The sequence below is a fragment of the Flavobacterium aquidurense genome, assembly GCF_002217195.1.
In the GTDB taxonomy this organism is placed as follows: Bacteria; Bacteroidota; Bacteroidia; order Flavobacteriales; family Flavobacteriaceae; genus Flavobacterium; species Flavobacterium frigidimaris.
In genome coordinates this window covers 52,566-69,321 of sequence record NZ_MUGR01000034.1, presented here as the reverse complement: position 1 = coordinate 69,321, position 16,756 = coordinate 52,566, and the positions used below count along the sequence as shown (strand labels likewise).

The 16,756-nt window shown below is 35.8% G+C and carries 13 protein-coding genes and 1 riboswitch; of the genes, 12 read left to right on the top strand and 1 reads right to left on the bottom strand.

The window, feature by feature from the left end:
• The first annotated feature begins 69 nt into the window (after window positions 1-69).
• Window positions 70-480 (top strand): RrF2 family transcriptional regulator, encoded by a 411-nt coding sequence (locus B0A67_RS16875; protein WP_055097114.1) that lies wholly within the window; start codon window positions 70-72, stop codon window positions 478-480.
• Between the two features lie 110 nt (window positions 481-590).
• Here B0A67_RS16875 and B0A67_RS16870 read toward each other — a convergent pair whose 3' ends face one another.
• A complete protein-coding gene (locus B0A67_RS16870) occupies window positions 591-1,373 on the bottom strand; it encodes a sulfite exporter TauE/SafE family protein (RefSeq protein WP_072954705.1) in 783 nt (260 codons plus the stop codon).
• A gap of 308 nt (window positions 1,374-1,681) precedes the next feature.
• On the opposite strand from B0A67_RS16870, the gene B0A67_RS16865 reads away from it, so the two are divergent.
• The 11 genes from B0A67_RS16865 to B0A67_RS16815 all read left to right on the top strand — a co-directional run bounded on the left by B0A67_RS16865 (window position 1,682) and on the right by B0A67_RS16815 (window position 16,698).
• Window positions 1,682-2,602 carry a sulfite exporter TauE/SafE family protein gene (locus B0A67_RS16865; protein WP_242670980.1) on the top strand — a complete coding sequence of 307 codons (921 nt, stop codon included), beginning with the start codon at window positions 1,682-1,684 and terminating at the stop codon, window positions 2,600-2,602.
• Between the two features lie 19 nt (window positions 2,603-2,621).
• Window positions 2,622-3,332, top strand: a complete 711-nt coding sequence (locus tag B0A67_RS16860) for a phosphoadenylyl-sulfate reductase (RefSeq protein WP_072954702.1) — start codon at window positions 2,622-2,624, stop codon at window positions 3,330-3,332.
• Window positions 3,333-3,620: 288 nt separating this feature from the next.
• Window positions 3,621-4,526: a sulfate adenylyltransferase subunit CysD gene (gene cysD / locus B0A67_RS16855; protein ID WP_072954699.1), complete on the top strand. Its 906-nt coding sequence runs from the start codon at window positions 3,621-3,623 to the stop codon at window positions 4,524-4,526.
• 113 nt (window positions 4,527-4,639) lie between these two features.
• Window positions 4,640-5,884 carry a sulfate adenylyltransferase subunit 1 gene (locus B0A67_RS16850; protein ID WP_072955552.1) on the top strand — a complete coding sequence of 415 codons (1,245 nt, stop codon included), beginning with the start codon at window positions 4,640-4,642 and terminating at the stop codon, window positions 5,882-5,884.
• 167 nt (window positions 5,885-6,051) lie between these two features.
• A complete protein-coding gene (locus tag B0A67_RS16845; RefSeq protein WP_072954696.1) occupies window positions 6,052-8,142 on the top strand; it encodes a HEPN domain-containing protein in 2,091 nt (696 codons plus the stop codon).
• A complete protein-coding gene (gene cobA / locus B0A67_RS16840; RefSeq protein ID WP_072954693.1) occupies window positions 8,135-8,911 on the top strand; it encodes a uroporphyrinogen-III C-methyltransferase in 777 nt (258 codons plus the stop codon). The genes B0A67_RS16845 and cobA overlap by 8 nt, the downstream gene beginning before the upstream one ends.
• 68 nt (window positions 8,912-8,979) lie before the next feature.
• Window positions 8,980-9,561 (top strand): precorrin-2 dehydrogenase/sirohydrochlorin ferrochelatase family protein, encoded by a 582-nt coding sequence (locus tag B0A67_RS16835; RefSeq protein WP_072954690.1) that lies wholly within the window; start codon window positions 8,980-8,982, stop codon window positions 9,559-9,561.
• A 97-nt stretch (window positions 9,562-9,658) separates the two neighbouring features.
• Complete coding sequence (locus B0A67_RS16830; protein WP_072954686.1) at window positions 9,659-10,711, top strand: NAD(P)/FAD-dependent oxidoreductase; 1,053 nt, start codon at window positions 9,659-9,661, stop codon at window positions 10,709-10,711.
• A gap of 421 nt (window positions 10,712-11,132) precedes the next feature.
• Window positions 11,133-11,247, top strand: a riboswitch (SAM riboswitch).
• Between the two features lie 361 nt (window positions 11,248-11,608).
• A complete protein-coding gene (locus tag B0A67_RS16825) occupies window positions 11,609-12,613 on the top strand; it encodes a homocysteine S-methyltransferase family protein (RefSeq protein ID WP_072954683.1) in 1,005 nt (334 codons plus the stop codon).
• Between the two features lie 66 nt (window positions 12,614-12,679).
• Window positions 12,680-13,525: a hypothetical protein gene (locus B0A67_RS16820; RefSeq protein WP_072954681.1), complete on the top strand. Its 846-nt coding sequence runs from the start codon at window positions 12,680-12,682 to the stop codon at window positions 13,523-13,525.
• A 92-nt stretch (window positions 13,526-13,617) separates the two neighbouring features.
• Complete coding sequence (locus B0A67_RS16815; protein WP_072954678.1) at window positions 13,618-16,698, top strand: vitamin B12 dependent-methionine synthase activation domain-containing protein; 3,081 nt, start codon at window positions 13,618-13,620, stop codon at window positions 16,696-16,698.
• Window positions 16,699-16,756 lie beyond the last annotated feature (58 nt).

The window sequence follows — 16,756 nt, the reverse complement described above, 5'->3', positions numbered from 1 at the left end:
AAAAATATGAAGTTTGTAATTTTAGAAATAAATCTAAAATCTGCATGCTACAATCTAAAATATATATAAGTGCTTTCAAAGAAAACAAAATACGGAATTAAAGCTTTAACTTATTTAGCCAGACGTGAAAATAATGAACCTGTACAGATTGCCGAAATTGCTAAAAGCGAACATATTTCGATAAAATTCTTAGAAAGCATATTGTTATTGCTTAGAAATTCCGGTTTCCTGGGAGCCAAAAAAGGAAAAGGCGGAGGTTATTATTTGATAAAAGACCCAAAGGATATTAGTATGGCAAAAGTCTACCGTATTCTTGAAGGTCCAATTGCATTGTTGCCATGTGCCAGTCATAATTTTTATGAAAGATGCGATGATTGCGATGACGAAACTACTTGTGCAGCAAGACGTCTAATGATGGAAGTTCGTGACAATACTTTAAAAATATTAGAAAGTAATTCTTTGGCAGATATTGCGTTTTAAAGAAAATTTAAAAACATATTAGTCATATAAGGCAATATAATTTTTGCTTTATACAGGTAGTTTTATAAGCTTATATTAAATGAACTTATATAACTTATATGGTGGAGAAATTAAAAAATCAATTTATATCCCGCTAAGAAAAGCATTATCGCAATAGCGTTTCTAAGGAAAGCATCAGGTACTTTTCCGCTTAACATGCTCCCAACAAAAATTCCCGGAAGCGATCCTAATAATAGCTGACCTAATAAAATTAAATCTAAATTTCCCATTGAGGCGTGTCCAATTCCTGCAACAAGAGTCAAAGGAACGGCATGTGCGATCTCAGTTCCCACCAAACGAGGTGTTGGTAAAAGCGGATACAGGAAAAATAAAGTAACGGTACCTAATGCTCCGGCACCAATAGAAGTTAATGTTACGGTTGCACCCAACAACACACCAATCCCGATAGTCAGCATGTTTTGAGTATGGCTTTCGCTATGAAATTTATCGCCGGCATGTTTTTGAGAGTATACTAATAATCTCTTTTTGAATAAAATGGCAATTGAGGTAAAAAGCAATGCCCATCCCAGGCTGTATTTTATAACCGCATTGATGGTCGAGATATCCGTTTTGATGCTGTTTAATATCCATAAAGTCAACAAGGCTGCAGGGACACTTCCTAAAGTAAGCCAGCCGGTAATTTTCCAATTGATATTGCCTTTTTTATGATGTACAAATACGCCTCCCATTTTCGTAAAAGCAGCATATAGTAAATCGGTGCCAACCGCGGTTGTTGGAGAAATGCCAAACCATAACAAAATAGGAGTCATTAATGATCCGCCGCCAACACCTGTTAATCCAACCACGAAACCTACTACTAAACCGGCAATTACAAGACCTATGTGAAAATCCATGAATAAAAATTTGCTGTAAAAATAAGAACAATTTTATAATAATCCTATGGATTTGGTAGACTTTAAAATGTTATATTTGCAAATGAATATCATTATAGTTTTTATCTTGTTGGAATACAGTCTGATACGATTTTTAACTTCAGAAGCCAATTTGTTATATTATTTGAAGTTGGTATTTGCTTGATCAAAAGAGGATTAGAGTTGTAAAAAAATGGAATAATGTTTTGATATTTAGAAATAAGTACTAATTTTGCATAGTAATCTATTAAGCCGATAGGGTAATAGTTTTCTAAGCTAAAAACCAAGCCATGAATATGGAAAAAGAATTAAAAATAAATAATATTGGTATTAAGGCTTATACCGCAATAAATGCAAAGTTATGGGTTGTAATTCCTGTTATTTTATTAGCAGGTTTGTTAGTTACACTAATGTATAATCATCATGCAGATTTTTCCTGGAATGGGTTTGTTGAGGGATTTGATCAGAATTTTTTAGTGTTTTTTGCAATTGGAGCTTTTGCTCAACTGGTAGACGGGACTTTAGGAATGGGTTATGGGGCGACTTCAACTTCGTTTTTATTGGCTTACGGAGTTCCGCCAGTAATCAGTAGCACAGGAGTTCACGTTGCAGAAATGTTTACTACAGGAGCTTCAGCGATATCGCATCATAAATTTGGAAATATCAATAAAAAGCTCGTAAAGAATTTATTAATTCCGGGAGTTTTAGGTTCAGTTGCCGGCGCTTATTTATTGTCTGATGTTATTAATGGAGATGTTATAAAGCCATTTATTGCAGTTTATATGATTGTGTTGGCAGTTGTCATTATTAAAAAAGCATTAACAAAAACAATCGTTAAAAAGAAAACTAAGAAATTAGGTATTCTGGCAACTTTCGGAGGTTTTATGGATGCTGTTGGCGGTGGTGGCTGGGGACCAATTGTAACTTCTACATTATTAGGAAGAGGCAGAAACCCAAGATATACAATAGGTTCTGTAAATGCGGCAGAATTTGCGATTTCGTTTGCAAGTGGAATTACTTTTATGCTTTTTGGAGGAATTCACGGTTGGCAGGTTATTATAGGTTTGATTTTAGGAGGAGTAATTGCAGCGCCATTAGGAGCTTATCTGGTAAATAGAATCAAGAGAAAACCAATGATGGTGGCAGTTGGAGTATTAATTATATTATTGAGTTTGAAAACATTGTCTAAAATTATTGTAAATATTTTTTAGAAAAGGAAAGAAAGAGATTATGAGTGCGACGATTATAGAATCATTATTAGATAAAACAAAAGATTTTTCGCTGGAAGAAACGCTGGCTTTTATAGCAAATGAATATCCGGGAAAAGTAATCTTCTCGACTTCTTTTGGTCAGGAAGATCAGGTAATCACTGATTTTATTGCAAAAAGTAATCAGGATATAAGCATTTTTACATTAGACACGGGGAGATTGTTTCAGGAGACTTATGATGTTTTTCACAAGACATTAAAAAAATACAAAAAACAAATAGAAGTTTATTTTCCTGAAGCAGCGTCAGTAGAAAACCTATTGAAACAAAAAGGACCAAACAGCTTTTATGATTCAGTCGAAAATAGAAAAGAATGCTGTTTTATTCGTAAAGTGGTTCCATTAAGAAAAGCTTTGGCAGGAAATTCAGTTTGGATTACAGGTTTACGAGCTGAACAATCTGAGAATCGAAACGACTTGCAGTTGTTTGAATACGACGGAGGTTTCGAAATTATAAAGTTCAACCCGTTATTAAAATGGACTTTAGAAGAAGTTGAAACCTATTTATCAGAAAACAATGTTCCTCAAAATGCATTGCACAAACAAGGCTTCGTCAGTATAGGTTGTGCACCATGTACAAGAGCGATTTTCCCTGGTGAAGATATTAGAGCCGGAAGATGGTGGTGGGAATCAAGTCATAAAGAATGTGGTTTGCACAGCGCGAAGAAAGAATAAAGAGCAAAGAGAATAGAGTAAAGGAAATAGAATCAAGAAAAAAGAATATAGATTTAAAGTTCCGGCGGAACGGTTCATATTGTAGCGTTGGGTTTTAACCCGATGGTGGTGATAAAGAGACGACAAGGTTTCGGGATTAACCCTATCGAGATTGATGATAACAACGGATTGAAATCCGTTGAAAAAGACAGAAACAAAAAACACAGAATAACGATAGTTTAGAGGTTTTAGATCAAACTCACAGCGATTTGAAACTAAAAAACTGTCAAGCATTAAATAAAATATCAAATGAGTTCAAGTTCAGTATTAAAAACAAACGCTTTAGAGAGTGAAGCGATATACATTTTCAGAGAAGTAATCTCGCAATTTGACAAGCCTGTTTTACTTTTTTCCGGAGGAAAAGATTCTATAACATTGGTGCGTTTGGCACAAAAAGCATTTTTTCCTGCAAAAATTCCGTTTCCTCTTTTACACGTTGATACGGGACACAATTTTCCTGAAACAATTGCTTTCAGAGATAAACTGGTTGAGGAATTAGGATTAGAACTAATTGTTCGTAATGTTCAGGACGCTATTGATGAAGGAAAAGTAGTTGAAGAAACCGGAAAATATTCCAGTAGAAACAGCTTGCAGACAATCACACTTTTAGATGCTATCGAAGAATTTAAGTTTGATGCTTGTATTGGTGGTGCGCGTCGTGATGAAGAAAAAGCAAGAGCTAAGGAACGTATTTTTTCAGTTCGTGATGATTTCGGTCAATGGGATGAAAAAAATCAGCGTCCGGAGTTATTTGATATTTTGAACGGAAAAATAGAAAATGGTCAAAATGTTCGTGTTTTCCCAATTTCAAACTGGACAGAATTAGATGTTTGGAGTTATATCGAAAAAGAACACATCGAGATTCCATCGATCTATTTTTCACATAAAAGAAAAGTTTTTTTGAGAGACGGTTTGATCTGGTCGCATTCTCCTTTTGTGTATCAGGAAGAAGACGAACAAATCGAAGAAAGAATTGTTCGTTTCAGAACCGTTGGAGATATGACTTGTACTGCTGCTGTTGATTCTTATGCTGCAACAATTAAAGAAGTTGTTGGAGAAATCAGAGAATCAACTATTTCTGAAAGAGGAGCCAGAATCGACGACAAACGTTCTGAAGCCGCAATGGAGAAAAGAAAACAACAAGGGTACTTTTAAGCCCCCTAACCCCCGAAGGGGGAATAATGGGAAAATTAGGAAAAACGAAAACTAGTAATAATTTAAAATATATCTCAGCTCCCTTCCTTTTGGGGAGGGCTGGGGAGGGGCTTATGGAAGTTTTAAAAATAGCAACAGCAGGAAGTGTAGATGACGGGAAAAGTACTTTGATCGGAAGATTATTGTACGATACAAAATCATTGACAACGGACAAAATAGAAGCAATCGAAAAAAGCAGCAAACAAAAAGGATATGATTACCTTGATTTCTCGCTGGCGACTGACGGATTGGTAGCAGAAAGAGAGCAGGGAATCACGATTGATGTTGCACATATTTATTTTTCGACTGCAAAGAAAAGTTACATTATTGCCGATACACCGGGTCACGTAGAATATACCAGAAACATGGTTACAGGAGCTTCGACTTCTCAGGTTTCTATTATTTTAATTGATGCCAGAAAAGGGGTAATTGAGCAAACATACCGTCACTTTTTTATCAATAATTTATTGAGAGTAAAAGAGGTAATTGTTGCGATCAATAAAATGGATTTAGTTGATTATTCTGAAGAAGTTTACAATAAAATCAAAGCAGATTTTCAGGCTTTAAATGCTAAAAGTACTTTTAAAGAACAAAACGTAAGTTATATTCCGTTAAGTGCAATCAATGGCGGAAACGTAGTAGATCAGTCAAAAGATATGCCTTGGTACACTGGTCAAACCGTTTTAGAACATTTAGAAGGATTAGACGCTGATGATGTTTTCGAAACAGGAAAAGCACGTTTTCCGGTTCAGACTGTTATCCGTCCAAAGACAGAAGAATATCATGACTTTAGAGGTTACGCAGGAAAATTATACGGAAACTCAATTAAAGTGGGAGATGCAGTAACAGTTTTACCTTCTTTAACCGAATCAAAAGTATCAAAAATTCACTTTTTCGATAAAACATTTGATGAAGCTGTTGCAGGTTCTTCGATCACAATCGAATTAGAAAATGACATCAATGTAACGAGAGGCGATATGATTGTGAAATCATCAGAACTTCCGAAAATTGAAAAAGAAATCAATACAACCGTTTGCTGGATGGACAGTAAAAAACTGGTTGCAGGAACAAAATATATAGTACAGCATAATACCAATTCAGTTTTGGCAAAAGTTGAAAGCATCAAAAATACGATCTCAACTGATTATTCAGGAACGACAGAAGCTTCGCAATTAGCCATAAACGAAATAGGAGAAGTAAGCATCAAATTAAGCAAGCCATTATATTTTGATGCCTATAATGATAATAAATCAAACGGAGCTTTTATCTTAATTGATGCAGCAACCAATACCACCGCTGGAGTTGGATTTATTAGGTAGTTTTACTGCTGTAAGCAATAAGCAATAAGCTGTAAGCTTTTAGCAAAAAACGTATAAAAAGGCATGCAAGAAGCTTAGAGCCTATTGCCTAAAGCCTGAAGCAAGAAAAATACAAAGTTTAAAAAGCTTATAGCCTAAAGCTTAAAGCCTAAAGCATCAAAAAAAAAATGGAAAGTTTTAGAACAGAAATAGAAAATCCGATCGTTCAGAAAGAGATCATCGATTTAGAAAAAAAGATTCATTTATTCCGTGGAGGAAAAATTGATGATGAACGTTTTCGTAGCCTTCGTTTAGCGCGTGGAATTTACGGACAACGTCAGGAAGGCGTTCAGATGATTCGTATCAAGTTACCTTACGGTAAAGTAACGAGCGAGCAATTAGTACGTATTACTAAAGTTTCTGATGAGTATTCTACAGGACGTTTGCACATTACAACACGTCAGGACATTCAGATTCACTATGTAAGTTTAGACAGAACTCCGGAACTTTGGGCAAATTTGGCTAAAGACGATGTTACCTTGCGTGAAGCATGTGGTAATACCGTAAGAAATATTACAGGAAGCGAATTGGCAGGTGTAGATGTAAACGAACCATTTGATGTTTCGCCTTATGCACATGCTTTATTTCAATATTTATTAAGAAACCCAATTTGTCAGGAAATGGGACGTAAATTCAAAATTTCGTTCTCGTCATCTGATGAAGATACTGCTTTGAGTTATTTGCACGATTTAGGATTTATTCCAAAAGTGGTAGATGGCGTTCGTGGTTTCAAAATCATGCTAGGCGGAGGTTTAGGATCTCAGCCGGCACATGCAGAATTGTTAGCAGAATTCGTACCGGTAAACCAAATCATTCCAACTGCAGAAGGTGTGATTCGTATTTTTGACAGATACGGAGAACGTGCAAAAAGAATGAAAGCGCGTATGAAATTTTTAATCAAAGAAATGGGAAGAGATGTTTTCATGGATTTGGTAGAAAAAGAGAAAAAAGCAATCGCTTTTGAAACTTATGAAATTGATACGACTGCTTTTGATGCGCCAATTCCGGAACCATTATTAACAGCTCCTTCAGTAACTATTGAAGATGCTGCAGCTTATGAAGCATGGAAAAAATCAAACGTAATTGCACAAAAACAAACAGGTTATTATGCTATTGGTATTAAAGTTTTATTAGGGGATTTTTATACTGATAAAGCAAGATTATTGGCTGATTTAATTAAAAATTATGCAGCGAATGAACTGCGTTTTTCATTGCGTCAGAATATTGTAATCCGTCACGTAAAAGAAGAAAATCTACCTTTCTTTTATCAGGAATTAGCCAAGTTGAACTTTGTTGATTTAGGATACAATTCAACAGCAGATATTACAGCTTGTCCGGGAACAGATACCTGTAATTTAGGAATTGCGAGCAGTACGGGAATAGCCGAAGAATTAGAAAAAGTACTGAATGCAGAATACCCTCAATATTTGAACAACCGCGAAATCGAAATCAAAATTAGTGGTTGTATGAATGCGTGTGGACAACACAATATGTCTGCAATTGGTTTTCAGGGAATGTCAATTAATTCAGGGAAATTAGTAGCTCCGGCATTACAGGTTTTATTAGGCGGAGGAAGATTAGGAAACGGATCAGGACGTTTTGCAGATAAAGTAATCAAAATCCCAAGTCGTAGAGGGCCGGATGCGTTACGTACTATCTTAAATGATTTTGATGCCAATGCAAACGGCGAAAAATTCCTTAATTATTATGATCTGAAAGGAGAGAAATATTTCTATGAAATTTTAAAACCTTTCGCAGACGTAACTAATCTGACAGAAGCTGATTTTGTAGATTGGGGTAATGCTGATAACTACGTAAAAGCAGTTGGAGTTGGAGAATGTGCAGGTGTTGTGATTGATTTGGTTGCTACTTTACTATTAGAAGCCAAAGACAAATTGACATTCGCACAAGAATCTTTCGACGAAGGAAAATGGTCAGATGCTATTTACCATGCTTATGCAGGATTTGTAAATGGTGCAAAAGCGTTATTGCTTTCTGAAAACGAAAAAACAAATAATCACGCAGGAATTGTTGATTTATTTGATACTGTTTTCATTACAACTGATAAAATTCAATTGCCGGTAACATTCAAAGAATTAGTATATCAAATCAATAAAACTGAGCCTTCAGAAGCATTTGCAAAACAATACATTCAGGAAGGAATTTCATTTTTTGATACCATAGAAAAATACAGAGCTCAAGAATTAGCAAATGCTTAATACAATACAACCCAAAGTAACTTTAGTTGGCGCAGGTCCCGGAGATCCGGATTTGATTACGCTCAAAGCCGTAAAAGCACTAGCTGAAGCGAATGTTGTTTTGTACGATGCATTGGCGAATGACGAAATATTAGCACACGCTCCTAAAAATGCCATCCGGATTTTTGTTGGAAAAAAAATAGGAAACCACGCTTATACACAAGACCAAATCAATCAGTTGATTGTTGATAATGCATTGACTTATGGAAATGTGGTGCGTTTAAAAGGTGGAGACCCATTTATTTTTGGACGTGGAAGTGAAGAAATAGAGTTTATAGAAAGTTTCGGAATCCCAACAGTTGTAGTTCCGGGAATATCTTCGGTAGTGGCAGTTCCGGCAAGTCAGGGAATTTCGATTACCAAAAGAGGAGTTTCAGAAAGTTTTTGGGCTATTACAGGGACAACTTCAGATAGAAAATTATCTTCAGATGTGGCGCTGGCTGCTCAATCTTCTGCAACGATTGTTATTTTGATGGGAATGCACAAATTGCCTCAAATTATCGATTTGTTTCAAAAAGAAAATAAAGGAAATTTACCTGTCGCTATCATTCAAAACGGAACAACAGCCGAAGAAAAAGTAGGCGTAGGAACAGTAGATTCAATTTTAGAGATTGTAAAAGAAAAGCAATTAAGTTCTCCAGCAATTATTGTTCTGGGAGAAGTTGTTCGCGAAAGCAATAAATTAAAAGGTTTTTACGAAGAATTTCTATCAACGGAAATCGCAAGATAAAGATCCGTAAGAACTATATATTGGTAATGAAAAATCATCTAATTTTGATTAGATGAAAATAAATTAAAATGGAACAGAATGAATTATATCCAATATTCTTAAAACTTCACAATCTAAATGTTCTGATTGTGGGTGGGGGAAATGTTGGATTAGAAAAGCTCTCTTTTTTGCTAAAGTCGAGTCCAAATGCAAATGTTGAGGTTGTAGCGCCAAATTTCCATTTAGAAATAAAGGTCCTGGCAGAAAAACATCCTTCTATTCAATTGACAAAATCGAAGTTTAAGAAAAAGATGCTCAAAAAACGGCACATGGTAATCGCTTGTACTGATGATTTAAAAGTCAATAAAAAGGTATACGATTTGTCCCGAAAGCGTTATTTGATTTGCAATATTGCCGATACGCCAGACTTATGTGATTACTATTTAGGTGGAATCGTAACGAAAGGAAATGTAAAAATCGCCATTTCGACTAACGGAAAATCACCCACAACCGCCAAAAGATTACGGGAGTTTTTTGAAGAAGTAATTCCGGAGGATATCAACAAAATGGTCGAAAACCTCAATGAATACAGGAAGACACTCAAAGGTAATTTTGAAGATAAAGTTAAAAAGATGAACGAGATTACGGCTTCATTAAAAAATAAAGAGTAAAAAAATCCACCAAAGAAATCAATGATAAAAATCATTGGCAGAAGAATAAATTATTCGTTTCTTTGCATTATTAAGAATGATTATAAACAACAACATAATGATTAAAACAGATATACTTATAATTGGAGCAGGACCAACAGGTTTATTTGCCGTTTTCGAGGCAGGATTATTAAAATTAAAATGTCATATTTTAGATGCTTTACCACAAGCAGGAGGACAACTTTCAGAATTGTATCCCAAAAAACCTATTTATGATATTCCTGGATTCCCGGAAGTTTTAGCAGGAGATTTGATTGATAACCTACAAGAGCAAATTAAACAATTTGAGCCAGGTTATACATTAGGAGAACGCGCTGAAACGATCGAAAAACAAGAAGACGGAAGTTTCATTGTAACATCAAATAAAGGAACTAAATTTCACGCACCGGTTATCGCTATTGCGGGAGGTTTAGGAAGTTTTGAGCCACGCAAGCCACTTATTGAGGATATCGAGTTTTATGAAAATAAAGGAGTAAAATACTTCATCAAAAATCCGGAAAAATTCAGAGACAAAAGAGTTGTAATTGCCGGAGGAGGAGATTCAGCATTAGACTGGAGTATTTTCCTTGCAAATGTAGCTTCAGAAGTAACTTTGATTCACCGTAGAAATGAATTTAGAGGAGCTTTAGATTCTGTAGAAAAAGTACAGGAACTAAAAACATCCGGTAAAATTAAATTAATTACACCGGCAGAAGTAATCGGAATCAATGGTGCTGAACACATTGAGTCATTAGATATCGAAGAAAACGGTGCACACCGTAAAATCGAAACAGATTATTTTATTCCACTTTTCGGATTAACGCCAAAGTTAGGTCCAATTGGAGACTGGGGATTAGAGATTGAGAAAAATGCGATTAAAGTAAACAACGCATTAGATTACCAGACTAATATTCCGGGAATCTTTGCTATTGGGGATGTTAATACTTATCCAGGAAAATTAAAGTTGATCCTTTGTGGTTTCCACGAAGCAACTTTGATGTGTCAGGCAGCCTACCAAATCATCAATCCGGGTAAAAAATATGTATTAAAATATACAACAGTTTCTGGAGTAGATGGTTTCGACGGAACTCGTAAAGAAGCTCCAAAAGCGGTAGTTAAGGCTATTATTTAAGGTTCTGAGTTTCTAAGGAACTAAGATTCTAAGATTTTTATATAGAAAGCCCAAACTTTTATAGTTTGGGTTTTTTTTAGTGCTATATTTAAATCCCAGAGGGATGTTACATTTATAGAAGTTAAAATAATGATGCGGAAAAATCCCATCGGGGTGGCATATTGATATTATGATAATAAGATATCGCTCCTCTGGAGCTCTCTTTAACTGATGTAATTATTGGCTATAAATATTACGCTCCGCTGGAGTTTTTAATGTAAGCAAAACATTAAACTCAGTCTCTTAGTCCCGAAGCCTCGGGATAGCCTCTTTTTTTTTTAATCTTAGAACCTTAGCAACACAGAACCTCAGAAACTTAAAAAAAAACACTTGCAAATCGAATGTTGATTTCATACCTTTGCCCTGTTCTTAAAATTATTGAAAGTTATCACGAAAGGCGGAGGGATAGACCCGATGAAACCTTAGCAACCCTTTATCTTAAAGAAGGTGCTAAATTCTACTTAATACTAATTCATAGTATTTAAGATAGATAACACAAATACATAAAGTATTTCCCAAAACTCTTCCTGACAACCATACAATATTATTTTACTGAATTCAGTATTATGAGCGAATCATTGACGCATTTTTTGCAGTCATCGTTCCCGCTTTTGCCTATATCTCTCCGTTTCACTACGAGGATACCGGCTTAAACAAAGTTCACTGAACTCCTATGAAAATAGAAGCTAAGTGAAGTAATCGGGGCTAATTAGCTTACAATAGTGATTTTTTGGAATTAATGTGAATCAAAAATACGTATCCTAACAGGTTTTCAAAACCTGTTAGGTATGTTTATAATAGAATAAAAAACTTAGCATCTTAGTGTCTCAGCACCTTAGCAGCTAAAAGATAAAAGACATGGCAATAACAATTCAGGAAGCAATAAAAAAAAATATCCTAATCCTTGACGGAGCAATGGGAACAATGCTGCAGCGCTATAATTTCTCCGAAGAAGATTTTCGTGGAGAGCGTTTCAAGGATTTTCCGCATCCCTTAAAAGGAAACAACGATTTACTATCCATAACACAACCACAAGCAATCCGCGATGTCCACGCCGCTTATTATGAAGCAGGTGCAGATATCGTAGAAACCAACACTTTTTCAGGAACTACGATCGGTATGGCCGACTATTTCCTGGAAGATTTGGTTTACGAACTAAACTACGAGTCGGCTAAGTTAGCCCGAGAAGTAGCAAATGAATTTACGGCCAAAAATCCGGACAAACCACGTTTCGTAGCCGGTTCTATCGGGCCAACAAACAGAACCGCAAGTATGTCGCCAGATGTAAACGATCCGGGTTACAGAGCCGTAACGTTTGATGATTTGCGTATTGCTTACAAACAACAAGTAGAAGCACTTATGGATGGAGGTTCAGATTTGCTTTTAGTAGAAACTATTTTCGATACCTTAAATGCAAAAGCGGCACTTTTTGCTATCGAAGAAGTAAAAGAAGAACGTAATATCGATATTCCAATTATGGTTTCAGGAACGATTACTGATGCTTCAGGAAGAACACTTTCCGGACAAACCGTAGAAGCTTTCCTAATTTCAGTATCACATATTCCGCTATTAAGTGTAGGTTTCAATTGCGCTTTAGGAGCCGATTTGTTGAAACCATATTTAAAAACATTATCACAGCATACGCAATTTAATATTTCGGCGCATCCAAATGCTGGTTTACCAAACGCATTCGGACAATACGACGAAACACCGGAAGAAATGCAGGTTTTAATCAAAGAATATCTTGATGATAATTTAATCAACATCATTGGTGGCTGTTGCGGAACAACTCCGGATCATATTCGTTTAATTGCTGAAATCGCTAAGGATTATAAACCAAGAGTGGCGCCGGTTCTTGCTTAAATTTTATCGAATAAAAAAAAGCAGAATCTAATTTTTTTCAAATAAAATTAAAACAAGTTCATAATAATGATAAAATATCTAGGATTTATAATTCTATTCAGTGCAATTTCATGTAACAAAATACAAAGTCAGGAAATATCAATTTATAAGAATGATGGAGAGGATATTGAAAATTTTGAAGAATATCCATTAAATGAGATTCAACTTAGTATTCCGGCAAATGAAAAATATAGTTATGTTAAGATCAAAACTATAGAAAATGTAATTAATGAAAAAAAAGAGAATTTACTTTACGAGAGGGATTCTGTAAATAGACTTCGACTTTTTTTTCCTTCTGCAGAATATAAACGAGTGGATAAAGAGAATGCAATATTGGATTTTTGGATTAAAAGTGCTAAAAATAAAAATGTTAAGCAGATCAAAGGAGTTTTATCTTATCTGAAAAATAATAATGAAACAGAGGTTAGTTTTAATTTAAAGGATGATGTCGACAAGAATTTAGTTTCAGATCAATTGCCTTTTAAAATATTTAGAGTTAATAATACTGTTGTTAAAAAATATCGCAAAAAAGGACAAGAAAAAGAAGCAAAAGATTCTGGCAGATTATTGGAAGTAGTTGTAAAAGATGATGAATTTATGACCAAAACATTTGGATCACAAGTTATCGAATTCACTACAAATCAGATTGTATTCTGGATTGAAGGAAATATGGTTAATTTAATCGATATTAAATTTTTTGATAAGGATAATAATGAAATTAAGCTTAGTGAGGATCAAAATGATGCAATAATCACAGAAAGAGGATTATATGCTTTTTATTTTGATCAAAAACCACAAGCTGATTGGAAAATCAAAGTATATCATTCAAATAAAAGAACACTGGTAGAAGTTCCATTTGAAATAAAAAAGTAAAGGTTAAAATACCTTAAAAAAGATAGAATAAAAAACTCAGAACCTTTAGTCCCGATAGCTATCGGGATAGGACCTTAGTAACTTAAAAAGAAATGGCAGAAAATAGAAGAGACCTTGTATTAGCAGGATTAGAACCGTTGATTATTACGCCAACCAGTGTTTTTGTAAACATTGGAGAACGTACGAATGTAACAGGATCAAGAAAATTCCTTCGCTTAATCAAGGAAGAGAAGTATGACGAGGCACTTGATATTGCAAGACAACAAGTAGAAGGAGGGGCACAGATCATCGATATTAATATGGATGAAGGAATGCTTGATGGAGTTCAGGCAATGACAAAATTCCTGAATTTAATTGCATCAGAACCGGATATTTCGAGAGTGCCAATTATGATCGACAGCTCGAAATGGGAAATCATTGAAGCGGGTCTAAAAGTAGTACAAGGAAAAAGTGTTGTAAACTCGATTTCTTTGAAAGAAGGCGAAGAAGCCTTTATTCACCACGCCAAATTAATCAAACGATACGGAGCTGCGGCGATTATCATGGCTTTTGACGAAGTGGGTCAGGCCGATAATTTTGAACGTAGAGTTGAGATTTGTCAGCGTTCGTATGATATTTTAGTTGATAAAGTTGGTTTTCCGCCGCAGGATATTATTTTCGATTTGAATATTTTTCCCGTTGCAACCGGAATGGAAGAACATCGCTTAAATGCTTTGGACTTTTTTAGAGGTACAAAATGGGTTCGCGAAAATTTGCCACACGCGCATATTAGCGGTGGAGTAAGTAATGTTTCGTTTTCTTTTAGAGGAAATGATCACGTCCGTGAAGCAATGCACTCAGTGTTTTTATATCATGCTATTCAGAACGGAATGACAATGGGAATCGTAAATCCCGAAATGCTTTCGATTTATGATGATATTCCAAAAGATTTATTAGAACACGTTGAAGACGTAATCCTAAACAGACGTGATGATGCTACGGAACGACTTTTAGATTTTGCTGAGAATGTAAAAGGCGAAGTAAAAAGTGATGAAAAAGCAATTCAGGAATGGCGTTTAGGAACGGTTCAGGAGCGAATTACACATTCATTGGTAAAAGGAATCGATGCTTTTATAGAAATAGATGTTGAAGAAGCACGTTTAGCAGCTGTAAAACCAATTGAAGTTATCGAAATCAACTTGATGACGGGAATGAATGTTGTTGGAGATTTATTTGGAAGCGGAAAAATGTTCTTGCCACAGGTTGTAAAATCGGCACGTGTAATGAAAAAAGCTGTTGCGTATTTGTTACCATTTATAGATGCGCAAAAACGCCCCCCAGCCCCCGAAGGGGGAGTTAAGACCTCACAACATTGGGAAACTGCAAATCCAATTAATTATGGATTGTTGAAGCAGTTTTCTTTGGATATGAGAAATAAACCTACTGAAACTGAAAAGATTTTATGGGACCAATTAAGCGGAAAACAATTAGAAGGGTATAAATTTAGGAGACAACATATTATAGGCGATTATATTGCGGATTTTGTGTGTTTAAAAGAACGTATTATAATTGAAGTTGATGGGTTAATTCATCAACTGCCTGAAAATGTAGCAAGCGATTTAGAAAGAACTAAATGGTTGAATGAGCAAGGATTTCAAGTGTTAAGATTTACAAACACAGAAGTTTTAACTGGATTAGAAAAAGTTTTAGCTACTATAAAAGATGCATTAGAAGCTCCCCCTTCGGGGGCGGGGGGGGCAGGCAAGATACTAATTGCAACCGTAAAAGGTGACGTTCACGATATTGGTAAAAATATTGTTTCGGTAGTTTTGGCCTGTAATAACTACGAGATTGTAGATCTTGGTGTTATGGTGCCTCCGGAAAAAATTATTGCTGCGGCCATTGAACATAATGTTGACATTATTGGTTTAAGCGGATTGATCACTCCTTCGCTTGACGAAATGGTATATCTGGCCAAAGAATTAGACAAACAAGGAATTAAAATTCCGATTATGATTGGTGGAGCAACTACTTCGCGCGCACATACAGCCGTGAAAATCGCTCCTCAATATAGAGAAACTGTAATTCACGTAAACGATGCTTCGAGAGCCGTTACCGTTGCAGGAAAATTATTAGATCATAACCGAAAAATATACGCAAGTGACATTCGCGCTGAATACGATGCGTTTAGAGAAACGTTTTTGAATCGTTCGAGAGATAAAAACTTCCTGACGATCGAGCAGGCGCGTAAAAATAAATTACAATTGGATTGGGACGAATATACTCCGACTAAACCAAAGTTTATTGGTAAGCAAATTATTGAAGTAGATCTTGATGTTTTGGTTCCGTATATCGACTGGACGCCGTTTTTTAGAACTTGGGAATTGTTCGGGAAATATCCGGCGATCTTGACGGATGAGGTTGTGGGAGAACAGGCGACTTCTGTTTTTGCAGATGCTCAGGCGATGTTGAAAGTAATTCTGGCAGAGAAAAAATTATCTGCTAAAGGAATCTACGGAATTTTCCCTGCGAATCAAATCGATGATGATGATATCGAATTGCGTGATGAAAACGGAAAAGTGCTGGAGAAATTCTTAACGCTTCGTCAGCAGTCACAAAAAACAAAAGGAGCACCAAACATTGCTTTGTCTGATTTTATTCTGCCAAAAGACAGTGGAATCACAGATTATATTGGCGCATTTTGTGTCACAACCGGTTTTGGTGTAGACGAATGGGCAGCCGAATTCGAAAAAGATCTTGACGATTATAATTCTATTATGGTTAAAGCATTAGCGGATCGTTTTGCTGAGGCTTTCGCCGAATATCTGCACGAAAAAGTACGTCAGGAATTCTGGGGTTATGATGCTGAAGAATCACTTTCGACAGAAGATTTGATCGAAGAAAATTATAAAGGAATTCGTCCTGCGCCAGGATATCCGGCTTGTCCGGATCACTTAGAGAAACCAACAATCTGGAAACTCTTGAATGTAGCCGACGAAATTGGAGTGACCCTTACAGAAAGCATGGCGATGTGGCCGGCTTCATCCGTTTCCGGATATTACTTTGGGAATCCGAAAAGTAAATACTTCGGACTTGGAAAAATAAAAGAAGATCAGGTAGTCGATTACGCTAAACGACGCAATGTGTCAACTGAATACGCAAGCAAGTGGTTAAATCCTAATATAGCAGATTAGCCCCCTAACCCCCAAAGGGGGAATAGAAAGGCATTAAAATAACACAAACCTGATGACC